Here is a 13875-nt window from a genome sequence, read left to right on the forward strand (position 1 = left end):
GGCATGACGGAGGGGGCGGATGTGCCTGCCGGAGAAATGTCCGGATAGCGTGCAGGTCATGGCTGCGAGCACATCGAACACACCGGACGACGGTGCGGAAACGGGTCAGGGCACTCCAGGGGCCGCTCCCGGTGCCGGTACCGACGCGGAAACCGGCCCCGGAACCGGAACGGAAGACGGAGGCCGAAGCGGAGGCGCGAGCGGCGCCGCGGAGCGGGCCCGGCTGACCGCCTGGGTGCGGGGACAGGTGCAGGGCGTCGGCTTCCGCTGGTTCACCCGAGCGTGCGCCCTGCGCATCGGCGGCCTCGTCGGCTTCGCCCTCAACCTGGGCGACGGCCGGGTCCAGGTGGTGGCCGAGGGGGCGCGCGCGGACTGCGAGGAACTGCTGGAGTGGCTGCGTACGGGCGACACGCCGGGGCGCGTGGACGGCGTCACGGAGATCTGGGACGAGCCGAGGGGCGGCTACGACGGCTTCGCGATCCGGTGATCCAAAACGGTTGCCAATCGCGGTCCGGCGTGCAAGGCTCTCGCCAAGCGAGTCAAAGGTGATCAACAAGCCCGTCGAGTCGAGGGCCTCCGCCTCCGGCCCCGAGAGCGCCACGTCATGGCAGCCCGGCGCCGCGGGGTGTGATCGTGTTGACCGTCATACCTTTTGGTGAGACGCTGGGAACCCCGCGCACCTGTGCTGTTTGGTCTTGAGGATAAGTGCAGAACAAGCACAGCGGGTGTTCATCATCCCCCTCGACCTACCACCGCTTCGGTCGGTCACTCAGTGTGGAGGACCATCCATCATGGCAAAGGCGCTTCTCGGTTACGTCGGCGGTTCCGACCCCCGAGTCCTCGCCGAGATGCGACGGCTTCAGCAGCGTGTCCAGGACCTGGAATCCGAACTCGTTCGGATGCAGGCCGAGAACGACGCCCTTGCAGCCGCCGCCCGGCACCAGGACTCGGTGCTCGAAGGCATCGAAAGCTTCGACGTATCCAAGGCGGAGCCCGCGCTGACCTGACCAGCCCGCCGGGCCGGTCGGGCTGTGCAACCCACCGCTAAAGAAAAATCTGCGAGGGACGCTTCGGCGTCCCTTCGTCATTTCCCCACCGGTTGCCCGGAACTTCGTTACCGACTGATGTGCCCCTCCCCCTCCCCGGTGAAACCGAAAAAGTCCTATCGGCGCGCAGCGCCGCATCCGGAGGGCCGTCCCGGAGGGCGTGTGGACTAGAGTCCGACGGCGTGCACCTCAAGAGCCTGACACTGCGGGGCTTCAAATCCTTCGCCTCCGCCACGACGCTGCGCTTCGAGCCCGGCATCACGTGTGTCGTCGGCCCCAACGGCTCCGGCAAGTCCAACGTCGTGGACGCGCTCTCCTGGGTCATGGGCGAACAGGGCGCGAAGTCGCTGCGCGGCGGCAAGATGGAGGACGTCATCTTCGCCGGGACGACCGGGCGGCCCCCGCTCGGCCGCGCCGAGGTCTCCCTCACCATCGACAACGCCGACGGTGCCCTCCCCATCGACTACTCCGAGGTCACCATCACGCGGATCATGTTCCGCAACGGCGGCAGCGAGTACCAGATCAACGGCGACACCTGCCGGCTGCTCGACATCCAGGAACTGCTCTCCGACTCCGGCATCGGCCGCGAGATGCACGTCATCGTCGGGCAGGGTCAGCTCGACGGCGTGCTGCACGCCGACCCGACGGGCCGCCGCGCGTTCATCGAGGAGGCGGCGGGCGTCCTCAAGCACCGCAAGCGCAAGGAGAAGGCGCTGCGGAAGCTGGACGCCATGCAGGCGAACCTCTCGCGCGTGCAGGACCTGACCGACGAACTGCGGCGCCAGCTCAAGCCGCTGGGACGGCAGGCGGCCGTCGCGCGCAAGGCCCAGGTGATCCAGGCCGACCTGCGCGACGCGCGGCTGCGGCTGCTCGCCGACGACCTCGTCACGCTCCGGGATGCCCTGCGCACCGAGGTCGCCGACGAGGCGGCGCTCAAGGAGCGCAAGGAGGCCGTCGAGGCCGAGATGAAGGACGCGCTGCGCCGCGAGGCCGAACTGGAGCAGCAGGTGCGGACGCTGACGCCGCGTCTGGAGCGGGCCCAGCAGACCTGGTACGAGCTGTCCCAGTTGGCCGAGCGCGTGCGCGGCACCGTCGGCCTCGCCGACCAGCGCGTCCAGCACGCGAGCGCGGCCCCCGCCGAGGAGCGGCGTGGCCGTGACCCGGAGGAGATGGAGCGCGAGGCGGCCAGGATCCGCGAGCAGGAGGCGGAGCTGGAGGCCGCGCTGGAGGCGGCGACGAGGGCGCTGGACGACACCGTCGCGCACCGGGCCGAGCTGGAGCGGCGGCTACAGGAGGAGGAGCGCCGCCTCAAGGACGTCGCGCGGGCCATCGCGGACCGTCGCGAGGGGCTGGCGAGGCTGCACGGCCAGGTCAACGCGGCCCGCAGCCGCGCCTCCTCGGCCCAGGCGGAGATCGACAGGCTGGCCGCAGCACGCGACGAGGCCGGGGAGCGGGCAGCGCGCGCCCAGCGGGAGTACGAGACGCTCCAGGCCGAGGTGGACGGGCTGGACGCCGGGGACCAGGAGCTGGCGGAGGAGCACGAGGCGGCCAAGCGCGAGCTGGCCGAGGCGGAGGCCGCGCTGACGGCGGCCCGTGAGGCGGCGACGCTGGCCGAGCGCGAGCGTGCCGCGACCTCCGCCAGGCACGACGCGCTGGCCCTCGGGCTGCGCCGCAAGGACGGGTCGGGCGCGCTGCTGTCCGCCGCCGACCAGCTCTCCGGGCTGCTCGGGCCCGCCGCCGAACTGCTCACCGTCGCGCCGGGGTTCGAGGTGCCCGTCGCCGCGGCGCTGGGCGCGGCGGCCGACGCGGTGGCGGTCGCCGACCCGTCGACGGCGGCCGAGGCGCTGCGTCTGCTCCGTAAGCACGATGCCGGGCGGGCCGCGCTGCTCCTGGGCTCCGGGACCGGAGCCGGGGCCGACGGAGAAGCGGACGCGGCCCCGCCAGGGGGCGACGGCACCGCGTCGGACTGGTCAGCGGCGCAGGGCGCGCGGCACGACGGGGAGCGCGTGCCCCTGGAGGCGGCCGGCCTGGTGCGCGGGCCCGCGGCGCTGATGCCCGCCGTACGGACGCTGCTGCGCGACGTGGTCGTCGTCGGGACGCTGGAGGACGCGGAGGAACTGATCGCGCGGCGCCCCGAGCTGAAGGCGGTCACCGAGGAGGGGGATCTGCTGGGCGCCCACTTCGCGCAGGGCGGCTCGGCGGGCGCTCCCAGCCTGCTGGAAGCGCAGGCGGCCGTCGACGAGGCGGCGGCGGAGCTGGAGGAACTGGCGGCGCGCTGCGAGGAGCTGGACGCCACGCAGGAACGGGCCAAGGAGCACCGGAGGGAGTGCGCGGCACGCGTCGAGGAGCTGGGCGCGCGCCGCAGCGCGGCCGACAGGGAGAAGTCCCAGGTCGCGGGCCGTCTCGGGCAGCTCGGCGGCCAGGCGAGGGCGGCCGGGGGCGAGGCCGAGCGCTCCGCCGCCGCGGTCGCCAAGGCCGAGGAGGCGCTTCAGCGCGCGACGGAGCAGGCGGAGGAGCTGGCCGAACGGCTGGCCGTAGCCGAGGAGGCGCAGGAGGACGAGGAGACCGAGCCGGACACGTCCGTACGGGACAGGCTGTCGGCCGACGGCGCCAACGCGCGGCAGACCGAGATGGAGGCCCGACTCCAGGTCCGTACGCACGAGGAGCGCGTGAAGTCCCTCGCGGGGCGCGCCGACTCCCTCGACCGCGGGGCGCGCGCCGAACGCGAGGCGCGGGCGCGCGCGGAGCAGCGTCGGGCCAGGATGCGGCACGAGGCCGAGGTGGCGGGCGCCGTCGCGAGCGGCGCTCGCCAGTTGCTGGCACACATCGAGGTGTCCCTCGTACGGGCGACCGAGGCCCGTGAGAACGCGGAGCGCGCGAAGAGCGAGCGCGAGCAGGCACTGACCGCCGAGCGCAACCAGGGCCGCGAGCTGAAGGACGAGCTGGACAAGCTGACGGACTCGGTGCACCGGGGCGAGGTGCTGGGCGCCGAGAAGCGGATGCGGGTCGAGCAGTTGGAGACGAAGGCGCTGGAGGAGCTGGGCGTGGAGCCCGCGGGGCTCGTCGGCGAGTACGGGCCCGACCAGCTCGTACCGCCCTCGCCTCCCGCCGAGGGCGAGGAGCTGCCCGAGGACCCGGAGCACCCGCGCAACAAGCCGGTGCCGTTCGTCCGTGCGGAGCAGGAGAAGCGGCTGCGCGCGGCGGAGCGCGCGTACCAGAAGCTGGGGAAGATCAATCCGCTGGCGCTGGAGGAGTTCGCGGCGCTGGAGGAGCGGCACCAGTTCCTCAGCGAGCAACTGGAGGACCTGAAGAAGACGCGTACCGACCTGCTTCAGGTCGTGAAGGAGGTCGACGAGCGCGTCGAGCAGGTCTTCACGGAGGCGTACTACGACACGGCCCGCGAGTTCGAGGGCGTCTTCTCGCGGCTGTTCCCTGGCGGCGAGGGGCGGCTGGTGCTGACCGACCCGGACGACATGCTGGCGACGGGGGTCGATGTGGAGGCCCGTCCGCCCGGCAAGAAGGTCAAGCGGCTCTCGCTGCTCTCGGGCGGCGAGCGCTCGCTGACGGCCGTGGCGCTGCTGGTCTCCATCTTCAAGGCCAGACCCAGCCCGTTCTACGTGATGGACGAGGTCGAGGCGGCCCTGGACGACACCAACCTCCAGCGGCTGATCCGGATCATGGAGGAGCTGAAGGACAGCTCCCAGCTCATCGTGATCACGCACCAGAAGCGGACGATGGAGGTCGCCGACGCGCTGTACGGCGTCTCGATGCAGGGCGACGGCGTCTCGAAGGTCATCAGCCAGCGGCTGAGCTGAGACCGCCCGGCCGAGGCCGGCACGCCGCCCGCACGGGTCCGGCAATCGTTCGGTACTTCACATAGTGAACGTGTGAGGGGTGCGTGTGCGAGCAAACTCATCTCTTAAGACCTATTGACTTCGAAACTTGAAGGCATAGTCTCTGCAACGTCACTTTTACCTTCAACTGGTGGGTCGGCCCCTCGTGTGCCCCACTGGAAGGTGACGTCACCGAGCCCGGCACCGCCGCCGGGCACCGCAGGAGAGCACCTTGACCAGCACCTCGCAGATGGCGCAGCCCGCGGCAGGCAGTCAGCCGGCCCCGCTCGGCCGCGTCGTCTTCATCACCGCCTCCGCAGCGATGGGCGGCTTCCTCTTCGGCTACGACAGCTCCGTGATCAACGGCGCCGTCGAGGCCGTACGCGGCAGGTTCGACATCGGCTCCGCACTCCTCGCGCAGGTCATCGCCGCAGCGCTCATCGGCAGCGCCATCGGCGCCGCCATCGCCGGACGCATCGCCGACCGCATCGGCCGTATCCGCGTGATGCAGATCGCGGCGGTGCTCTTCACCGTCAGCGCGGTCGGCTCGGCGCTCCCCTTCGCGCTGTGGGACCTGGCGATGTGGCGCGTCCTGGGCGGCGTCGCCATCGGCATGGCGTCGGTGATCGGCCCGGCCTACATCGCCGAGGTGTCACCGCCCGCCTACCGGGGCCGCCTCGCCTCCTTCCAGCAGGGCGCGATCGTCCTGGGCATCGCGGTCTCCCAGCTCGTCAACTGGGGCATCCTCAACCTCGCCGACGGTGACCAGCGCGGCAAGCTCGCCGGGCTCGAAGCCTGGCAGTGGATGCTCGGCATCATGGTGATCCCCGCGGTCGTCTACTTCCTGCTCTCCTTCGTGATCCCCGAGTCCCCGCGCTTCCTGATCTCCGCGGGCCGCCAGGTCAAGGCGCGCGAGGTCCTCGCGAAGGTCGAGGGCGACCACGAGAAGCTGGACGCGCGCCTCGCCGAGATCGAAGAGGCGATGCACACCGAGCACAAGTCCAGCTTCCGTGACCTGCTCGGCGGGCGCTTCGGCTTCCTGCCCATCGTCTGGATCGGCATCTTCCTGTCGCTGTTCCAGCAGCTCGTCGGCATCAACGTCGTCTTCTACTACTCGTCGACGCTGTGGCAGTCCGTGGGCATCAACCCGGAGAGCTCGTTCTTCTACTCGTTCACGACCTCGATCGTGAACATCCTCGGCACCGTCATCGCGATGATCTTCGTCGACAAGATCGGCCGCAAGCCGCTGGCCCTCATCGGCTCCATCGGCATGGCGGTCTCCCTCGCGCTCGTCGCCTGGGCCTTCTCCGCCAAGGAGACGGTCAAGGGCGAGGTGCACCTGCCCGACGCGCAGGGCATGGTCGCGCTGATCGGCGCCCACACCTTCACCCTGTTCTTCGCGCTCTCGTGGGGCGTCGTGGTCTGGGTGCTGCTCGGCGAGATCTTCCCGAGCAAGATCCGTGCCGCCGCGCTCGGCGTCGCCGCCTCCGCGCAGTGGATCGCGAACTGGGCCATCACCGCCAGCTTCCCGAGCCTGTCGGAGTGGAACCTGTCGGCCACGTACGTGATCTACACGATCTTCGCCCTGCTCTCGATTCCGTTCCTGCTCAAGTGGGTGCCGGAACCGAAGGGCAAGGCGTTGGAGGAGATGGGCTAAACACCCCGCCGCCCCTCTCCTCGGCAACGAGAGCTGCCCCGGTCCCTGGTCCGTGCCAGGTGCCGGGGCAGCGCCATGTCGCCATGTCGCCATGTCCGGGTTCCCGCGTCCCCGAGACCCCGCGTCCGCGCTCAGCCCTCCAGGCGCGGCAGCACCCGTTCCCCCAGCAGATGGAGGGAGCGCCAGCCCTCGTCCACCGGCATCCCACCGCACAGCGGGTGCAGGGTGAGCTGCCCCGACGTGCGGGCCAGCTCGACGCACTCCTCGGGCGTCACGAAGCGGTAGATCCCCTCGGCCCGCAGATCCTCGACGCTCCGGGCACCCGAGCGCACTGCGGAGTGCACGTCCGAGGTCTGCCAGGAGGCGTAGGTACGGGCCTCGTACAGGAAGTGCTCGCCCAGCGTCGCCCACGCCCGGTCCGGGTCCTCGGTGACGTGCAGCAGCGACTGGTCCGACGGAGGCATCATGCACAGCCCCCGGTCCTCGGTACCGTGCCGCGCGCACTGCTCGTAGTAGTACGCCTCCAGCTCCGGCAGATGCGCCGCGACGAACAACGGCAGCCCGAGCCGCGCCGCACGGCGCGCGGCGGGACGCGACGAGCCGCCCGCGAAAAGCATCGGCCGGGGCTTCGAGTACGGGCGGGGCGTGACGCGGACCGTACGCCCCCGGAACGGGAACGGCTCGCCCGTCCACGCGGTGAGCAGCGTCTCCAGCGCCTCGTCCTGGAGGCGGCCCCGCTCCTTCCACTCCACCCCCAGCGCCTCGTACTCCTCAGGGCGGTAGCCGATCCCGGCCACCGTCACAAGGCGTCCGCCGCTGGCCAGGTCGAGGACGGCGATCTCCTCGGCGAGCCGCAGCGGGTCGTACAGCGGGGCGATCACCGCGCACGCGGTCACCGTCAGCCGTCTGGTCCTGCCGAGGATCAGCCCGGCCAGGGTCAGGGGCGCGGGCAGCCAGCCGTCGGGGGAGCCGTGGTGCTCCTCCACGATGGCCGAGGTGATGCCGCTCTCGTCCGCGAAGGCCGCCATGTCGAGGGCCGCGCGGTAGCGGTCGTGGAGCCGTGCGGGCGCGCCGTCGTCGGCGGGCCCCGGCTGGACGAGGTTGAAGCGCACGCTGCTGAGTACCGTCACGGGCGCGGACCGTAGCGGAGCGCGCCCGAAGAGGGAATGACCGCGAATGCTTGACGGTCGCGGATACTGGACGGGCTATGGAAATCGTCATCCTTGTAGTAGTCATCGCCGTGGTCGCGCTGGCCGCGATCAGCGGGCTCGTGGTCAGCGGCCGTAAGAAGAAGGCCACCAGGCCCGAGCAGCCCGAATCCGCCACCGAGACCACCACCGCACCGCCCGCCGAACCCCACGTCGGCGAGGATGCCTCGGGCAGGCCCGAGGGGGAGCGCAGGACGATCGAAGAGGTCGGCCTGCCGGACGCCGAGGCCCCCGCGGCGGAGGCCGAGGCGCCCGCAGCCCCGGCCGAGCCCGAGGTGGAGACGCCCGAACCGTCGGCGGGACGGCTGGTGCGCCTGCGCGCCCGGCTGTCGCGCTCGCAGAACTCCCTCGGCAAGGGACTGCTCACGCTTCTCTCGCGCGAGCACCTGGACGAGGACACCTGGGAGGAGATCGAGGACACCCTGCTGGCCGCCGACGTCGGTGTCGCGCCGACCCAGGAGCTGGTGGAGCGGCTGCGCGAGCGGGTCAAGGTGCTCGGCACCCGTACGCCCGACGAGCTGCGCGCCCTGCTGCGCGAAGAGCTGCTGACGCTGGTCGGCCCCGATCTGGACCGCACCGTGCACACCGAGACCCGGGGCGCCGTGGACCGTCCGGGTGTCGTCCTGGTCGTCGGGGTCAACGGCACGGGCAAGACCACCACGACGGGCAAGCTGGCCCGCGTCCTGGTTGCCGATGGCAAGTCGGTCGTCCTGGGCGCGGCCGACACCTTCCGCGCCGCCGCCGCCGACCAGCTCCAGACCTGGGGCGAGCGCGTCGGCGCCCGCACCGTGCGCGGACCCGAGGCGGGCGACCCCGCCTCCGTCGCCTTCGACGCCGTCAAGCAGGGCACGGAGGCCGGTGCCGAGGTCGTCCTCATCGACACGGCGGGCCGCCTGCACACCAAGACGGGGCTCATGGACGAGCTGGGCAAGGTCAAGCGCGTCGTCGAGAAACAGGGCCCGGTCGACGAGGTGCTGCTCGTGCTGGACGCCACCACGGGGCAGAACGGGCTCGTCCAGGCCCGCGTCTTCGCCGAGGTCGTGGACATCACGGGCATCGTGCTCACCAAGCTCGACGGCACGGCCAAGGGCGGCATCGTCGTCGCCGTCCAGCGCGAACTGGGCGTCCCCGTGAAGCTGGTCGGCCTGGGCGAGGGCGCGGACGACCTGGCACCCTTCGAGCCGCAGGCATTCGTGGAGGCGCTGATCGACGGCTGACGGGCCTGGACCCGGACCCGGGCCCGCCTCACCGATCGTGTACGACTTCACGTACGACATCGGCCGGTGCGCGGCCTCCCGCGCACGTCGTCTCCGTTCCCCCCACCCCCGACCCCATTTCCCCCACCCCCACACAGCGCGAAGCGCCCCGCCCCATGGTGCAGATGGGACGGGGCGCGCTCGCGTGGCCGGTGGGGCGGGCGGGCCTTGGCTAACCCGACTGCCGGTTGCAGACGTACGCCAGAGTGCCCAGCAGCAGCCGTGCCTGCGGCGGACGGCCCGCGGCCTCCAGCGTCGGCGGGCGCAGCCAGCGGACCTGGCCGAGCCCCGCCATGTCGGAGGGCGGCGCCGTGATGTGGTCGCCCTCGCCCAGTCCGCGCAGATCGAGCCCCGCGTCGTCCCAGCCCATGCGGTACAGCAGCTCGGGGAGTTCGGCGGCGGCCCCGGGCGCGACGAAGAACCAGGCGCGGCCCGTGGGCGCGACGGCGACGGGCCCCAGCGGCAGGCCCATGCGCTCCAGCCGCACCAGCGCCTGGTGCCCGGCGCCCTCGGCCACCTCGATCACGTCGAAGGCCCGGCCCGTCGGGAGCAGCACGGCGGCGCCCGGCACGGCGCCCCACGCCTCGCTCGCCTCGTCCAGGGTGGCGCCCGCCGGGATCTCCAGGGAGGCGTCGAGCGGATGCGCTCCGGGGGCCGGACAGGCCCGCGCGCCGCACGAGCACTCCACGCGCGGCGAGCGGCCGCCGCCGGTGCGCAGGGCGCGGGCCCCCGGCACGACCGGCCAGCCCCACAGCCCCGTGTACTCGGCCACTGCCGTGCACTCGGATGCGCGGCTGCGTCGCCGGGAGCCGGGGCGCAGCTCGCGAAACTCCCGGATGCCGTTGAGACCGCCGATGGCGCCGATCGTGAAGCCCATGCTCCCTCCAACGGGTCCCGTGTGCCGATGGTTACGACGGCGCTGCGTACAGTGACGACTCCGGTGTCTGCGGGTCCGGCGGCGCGGTCGCATCCCTGTGTCAAGTGAATCGCGAAGAGCCTGGAAGAGGTTCATTCGAAGGGGTGGCGAATGGTGGCGTTTCCGAGGGAACCCTCGCGCGAACGGTGATCGTAGGATTACTTTCGGTACACACAATGCGAGCCCGGCGGCGTGAGTATGCCGGAGGCAAGCCGGGCAGTGACCCGGAGGCATGACGGGCCAGCGACGGCGATGGAGCCGGACGGATGGGGGCGTGACCAGTGGGCGAGGGCGAGAAGCGCCCGAACGAGCGGCTGGATTCGTGGTTCCTGCGGAGTGGCTGGTCGAAGGGCGAGCTTGCGCGGCAGGTCAACCGAAGGGCGCGCCAGATGGGCGCCCACCACATCAGCACGGACACCTCGCGCGTGCGCCGCTGGCTCGACGGCGAACAGCCCCGCGAGCCCATTCCCCGCATCCTCTCGGAGCTGTTCTCGGAGCGCTTCGGCTGTGTCGTCGCCGTCGAGGACCTGGGCCTGCGCCCGGCCCGCCCGTCGCCCGCAGCGTCCGGAGTGGACCTGCCCTGGGCGGCCCCGCAGACCGTCTCGATGATCAACGAGTTCTCCCGCAGCGATCTGATGCTGGGGCGGCGCGGCTTCCTCGGCACCTCGCTGGCGATGTCCGCGGGGCCCGCGCTGATCGAGCCGATGCAGCGCTGGCTGGTGCCGAGCCCCGGCAGCCCTGGCGGCCCCGGTGCTCCCGGCGGGCCCGGCGCGTCGGCCGCGTCCGGCGCCGGTGGCGGCGGTGCGCCGGTGCCCTCCCAGGCGCGGGGGAGCGTCGCCGCAGGCGGCTTCGGGGGGATGCGGCGCGGGGTGAAGCTGTCGGTGCCCGAACTGGAGCTGCTGGAGCAGACCACGGTGATGTTCCGGCTGTGGGACGCGCAGTGCGGTGGCGGACTGCGGCGCAAGGCGGTCGTCGGCCAGCTCCACGAGGTCACGGATCTCCTCCAGGAGACGCACGCGGAGACGGTCGCCAGGCGGCTGTTCAGCGTCACGGCCGAGCTGGCCGAGCTGGCGGGCTGGATGAGCTATGACATCGGGCTCCAGCCCACGGCCCAGAAGTATTTCGTGCTCGCGCTCCACGCCGCCAAGGAGGCGGGCGACCGCCCCCTCGGCTCGTTCATCCTGAGCAAGATGGGCCGTCAGATGATCCACCTGGGCCGTGCCGAGGACGCGCTGGAGCTGATCCACCTCGCGCAGTACGGCAGCAGGGAAGGAGCCACGGCGCGCACGCAGTCCATGCTGTATGCGATGGAGGCCCGCGCCTACGCGAACATGGGCCAGCCGGGCAAGTGCAAGCGTGCCGTGCGGATGGCCGAGGACACCTTCCAGGACGTCGACGCGGCGGAGGGCGCCGAGCCGGACTGGATCCGCTTCTTCTCCGAGGCGGAGCTGAACGCGGAGACGGCCCACTCCTACCGCGATCTGGCCTACTTCTCGGGCCGCAGCCCCACCTACGCCTCACTGGCGCGGCCCGCGATGGAGCGCGCCGTCGAGCTGTTCCGGCGCGAGGCCGAGGAGGCGGAGGGGGGCGGCCACCGCAGGTCCTACGCGCTCAATCTGATCGGCATGGCCAGCGTGCACCTGCTCCAGAGGGAGCCCGAGCGCTGCGTCGTGCGCGCCGAGGAGGCCATCGACGTGGCGAAGCGGCTGCGCTCGGAGCGGGTCAACAACAAGCTGCGGATGACGGCGGCCTCCGCCGCGCAGGACTTCGGCGACGTGGACGAGGTCGTCAAGCTCAACAAGCGGATGGCGGCGGAGCTGCCCGACGGCGAGGCGGCGCTGGCGGGCTGACGACCCCCGGCGCGAGCCCCCTCCCCGCGAGCCCCCTCCCAACGAGGCGCGCGAGGCCCGTGAACTCCGGCCGCGGCAGCCACCGACGACAGCCCGACTCGGCTCCCCCGCGCCAGGTCGATCCAGGTGACTGCCGCGGCCGGTCCCGTCGCTCTCCGCGTTTCGCCTTGTGCCCGCCGATGTCCGCCAGAGAATAACGGGGAGATCGCGACGGCGGCCCCCAGTTCATCCCGGCGTAACACCGGCCCGTCCATCGTCACGGTGGCGAAACACGGTGGGGCATCGACGGAAACCGGGGTTAGGAAACCTGTGGCGCATCCCGGCCCATCAGATCCTGCCCGCACGGGTCGTTACTTCGAGGAGACGTCCACATTGAACGGCGCGGATACCGCTTTCGTATTGATCAGCGCGTTCCTGGTCATGTTGATGACGCCTGGCCTCGCCTTCTTCTACGGCGGCATGGTCCGGGTCAAGAGCGCGCTCAACATGCTGATGATGTCCTTCATCTCCCTGGGCATCGTCAGCGTCCTCTGGGTGCTGTACGGATACTCACTGGCTTTCGGTCCCGACACCGGCGGAATCATCGGCAATTTCGACTTCGTGGGACTCAAGGGCATCAATGCCGAGACGCTGACGGAGAAGGGCGGAATCCCCGTCTTCGCCTTCGCGCTCTTCCAGATGATGTTCGCGATTCTCACCCCGGCCCTCATGAGCGGCGCACTCGCCGACCGTGTGAAGTTCAGCGCGTGGATGGTCTTCATCGCCCTGTGGGTGACCCTCGTCTACTTCCCCGTCGCGCACTGGGTGTGGGCCGAGGGCGGCTGGCTCTACGAGCTGGAGGTCATCGACTTCGCGGGCGGTACGGCCGTCCACATCAACTCCGGCATCGGGGCGCTCGCGGCCGTCCTCGTCGTGGGCAAGCGGATCGGCTTCAAGCGTGAGCCGATGCGCCCGCACAGCCTGCCGCTGGTCGTGCTCGGCGCGGCCCTGCTGTGGTTCGGCTGGTTCGGCTTCAACGCGGGCTCCGCGCTCGCCGCAGACGGCAGCGCCGCCACGATGGCCATGAACACGCAGCTCGCCACGGGCACGGCGGTCCTCGGCTGGCTTATCTACGAGCGGATCAGGCACGGCGCCTTCACCACCCTCGGGGCCGCCTCCGGCGCCATCGCGGGTCTGGTCGCGATCACCCCGTCGGGCGCGAGCGTCAACGCCCTCGGCGCCATCGTGATCGGCCTCGTCGCCGGTGTCGTCTGCTCCTGGGCCGTCAGCCTCAAGTACAAGCTGGGCTACGACGACTCGCTCGACGTGGTCGGCGTCCACCTCGTCGGCGGCGTCATCGGCACCCTGCTGGTCGGCTTCCTGGCCATCGACGGTGTCGGCGGGATCAGCCAGTTCGGCAAGCAGGCGATCGGTGCCTTCTCGGTCATGGCGTTCTCCTTCGTGGTCTCCTGGATCCTCGCGAAGCTCATCCAGGTCACGATCGGCTTCCGGGCGAGCGAGGACGACGAGACCGCCGGCGCGGACCAGGCGTTCCACGCGGAGACGGCGTACGACTTCAGCGCCGTGGGCGGCTCCTCGGTCACGTCCCGCAACGTGCCCCACATGGGCGGCGGCCAGGACAGCACGACGCCCCGGAAGCCCGAGGGCAACAAGGACAAGAAGGTGGACGCATGAAGCTCATCACCGCGGTCATCAAGCCGCACCGGCTGGACGAAGTGAAGGAAGCCCTCCAGGCGTTCGGCGTGCAGGGCCTGACGGTCTCCGAGTCCAGCGGCTACGGGCGCCAGCGCGGCCACACGGAGGTCTACCGGGGCGCGGAGTACACCGTCGATCTCGTGCCGAAGGTGCGGATCGAGGTGCTGGCCGAGGACGAGGACGCCGAGCAGCTCATCGAAGTGGTGATGAAGGCGGCCCGCACCGGCAAGATCGGCGACGGCAAGGTCTGGAGCGTGCCCGTCGACACCGTGGTCCGGGTACGGACCGGCGACCGCGGGCCCGACGCGCTCTAGGGCTCCCAGGCGCGTCAAGGGCACCACACAAAAGGAGTTGGGGACCGCACATGACCGAGAACACGGAAGTGGCGACCGAGGCGGGCCCCAGCCCCAGCGG

9 protein-coding genes and 1 pseudogene are annotated in these 13875 nt (G+C 71.4%); 8 read left to right on the forward strand and 2 right to left on the reverse strand.

Translation table 11 applies throughout. From position 1 onward, the window contains the following. Positions 1 to 208: 208 nt before the first annotated feature. The 4 genes and pseudogenes from ACWGJ2_RS28900 to ACWGJ2_RS28915 all read left to right on the forward strand — a co-directional run. A pseudogene (locus tag ACWGJ2_RS28900) lies at positions 209 to 487 on the forward strand (acylphosphatase); the annotation flags it as partial. Between the two features lie 304 nt (positions 488 to 791). Continuing rightward, positions 792 to 1007: a hypothetical protein gene (locus tag ACWGJ2_RS28905; protein WP_453349203.1), complete on the forward strand. Its 216-nt coding sequence runs from the start codon at positions 792 to 794 to the stop codon at positions 1005 to 1007. A gap of 221 nt (positions 1008 to 1228) precedes the next feature. After that, entirely contained in the window at positions 1229 to 4861 is a 3633-nt protein-coding gene (smc, locus tag ACWGJ2_RS28910; protein WP_453349204.1) for a chromosome segregation protein SMC, read from the forward strand. 250 nt (positions 4862 to 5111) lie between these two features. After that, positions 5112 to 6536: a sugar porter family MFS transporter gene (locus ACWGJ2_RS28915; RefSeq protein ID WP_453349205.1), complete on the forward strand. Its 1425-nt coding sequence runs from the start codon at positions 5112 to 5114 to the stop codon at positions 6534 to 6536. Between the two features lie 131 nt (positions 6537 to 6667). On the opposite strand, the gene ACWGJ2_RS28920 is transcribed toward ACWGJ2_RS28915, so the two are convergent. Then, complete coding sequence (locus ACWGJ2_RS28920; protein WP_453349206.1) at positions 6668 to 7666, reverse strand: LLM class flavin-dependent oxidoreductase; 999 nt, start codon at positions 7664 to 7666, stop codon at positions 6668 to 6670. Between the two features lie 77 nt (positions 7667 to 7743). Between ACWGJ2_RS28920 and ftsY the strand changes: the two genes are divergently transcribed. Continuing rightward, the gene (gene ftsY, locus ACWGJ2_RS28925; RefSeq protein ID WP_453349207.1) at positions 7744 to 8961 is read left to right on the forward strand and encodes a signal recognition particle-docking protein FtsY; all 1218 of its coding nucleotides are present in this window, start codon (positions 7744 to 7746) and stop codon (positions 8959 to 8961) included. A 211-nt stretch (positions 8962 to 9172) separates the two neighbouring features. Here ftsY and ACWGJ2_RS28930 read toward each other — a convergent pair whose 3' ends face one another. Further along, positions 9173 to 9877: a bifunctional DNA primase/polymerase gene (locus tag ACWGJ2_RS28930; RefSeq protein ID WP_453349208.1), complete on the reverse strand. Its 705-nt coding sequence runs from the start codon at positions 9875 to 9877 to the stop codon at positions 9173 to 9175. A 320-nt stretch (positions 9878 to 10197) separates the two neighbouring features. On the opposite strand from ACWGJ2_RS28930, the gene ACWGJ2_RS28935 reads away from it, so the two are divergent. The 3 genes from ACWGJ2_RS28935 to ACWGJ2_RS28945 all read left to right on the forward strand — a co-directional run bounded on the left by ACWGJ2_RS28935 (position 10198) and on the right by ACWGJ2_RS28945 (position 13775). Next, complete coding sequence (locus ACWGJ2_RS28935; RefSeq protein ID WP_453349209.1) at positions 10198 to 11766, forward strand: hypothetical protein; 1569 nt, start codon at positions 10198 to 10200, stop codon at positions 11764 to 11766. A gap of 372 nt (positions 11767 to 12138) precedes the next feature. After that, positions 12139 to 13440 carry an ammonium transporter gene (locus tag ACWGJ2_RS28940; RefSeq protein ID WP_453349210.1) on the forward strand — a complete coding sequence of 434 codons (1302 nt, stop codon included), beginning with the start codon at positions 12139 to 12141 and terminating at the stop codon, positions 13438 to 13440. Beyond that, on the forward strand, positions 13437 to 13775 hold the full coding sequence (locus tag ACWGJ2_RS28945) for a P-II family nitrogen regulator (RefSeq protein ID WP_453349211.1): 339 nt from the start codon (positions 13437 to 13439) through the stop codon (positions 13773 to 13775). The genes ACWGJ2_RS28940 and ACWGJ2_RS28945 overlap by 4 nt, the downstream gene beginning before the upstream one ends. The last annotated feature ends 100 nt before the right edge of the window (positions 13776 to 13875 follow it).

This window comes from Streptomyces sp. NPDC054796 (assembly GCF_053611545.1).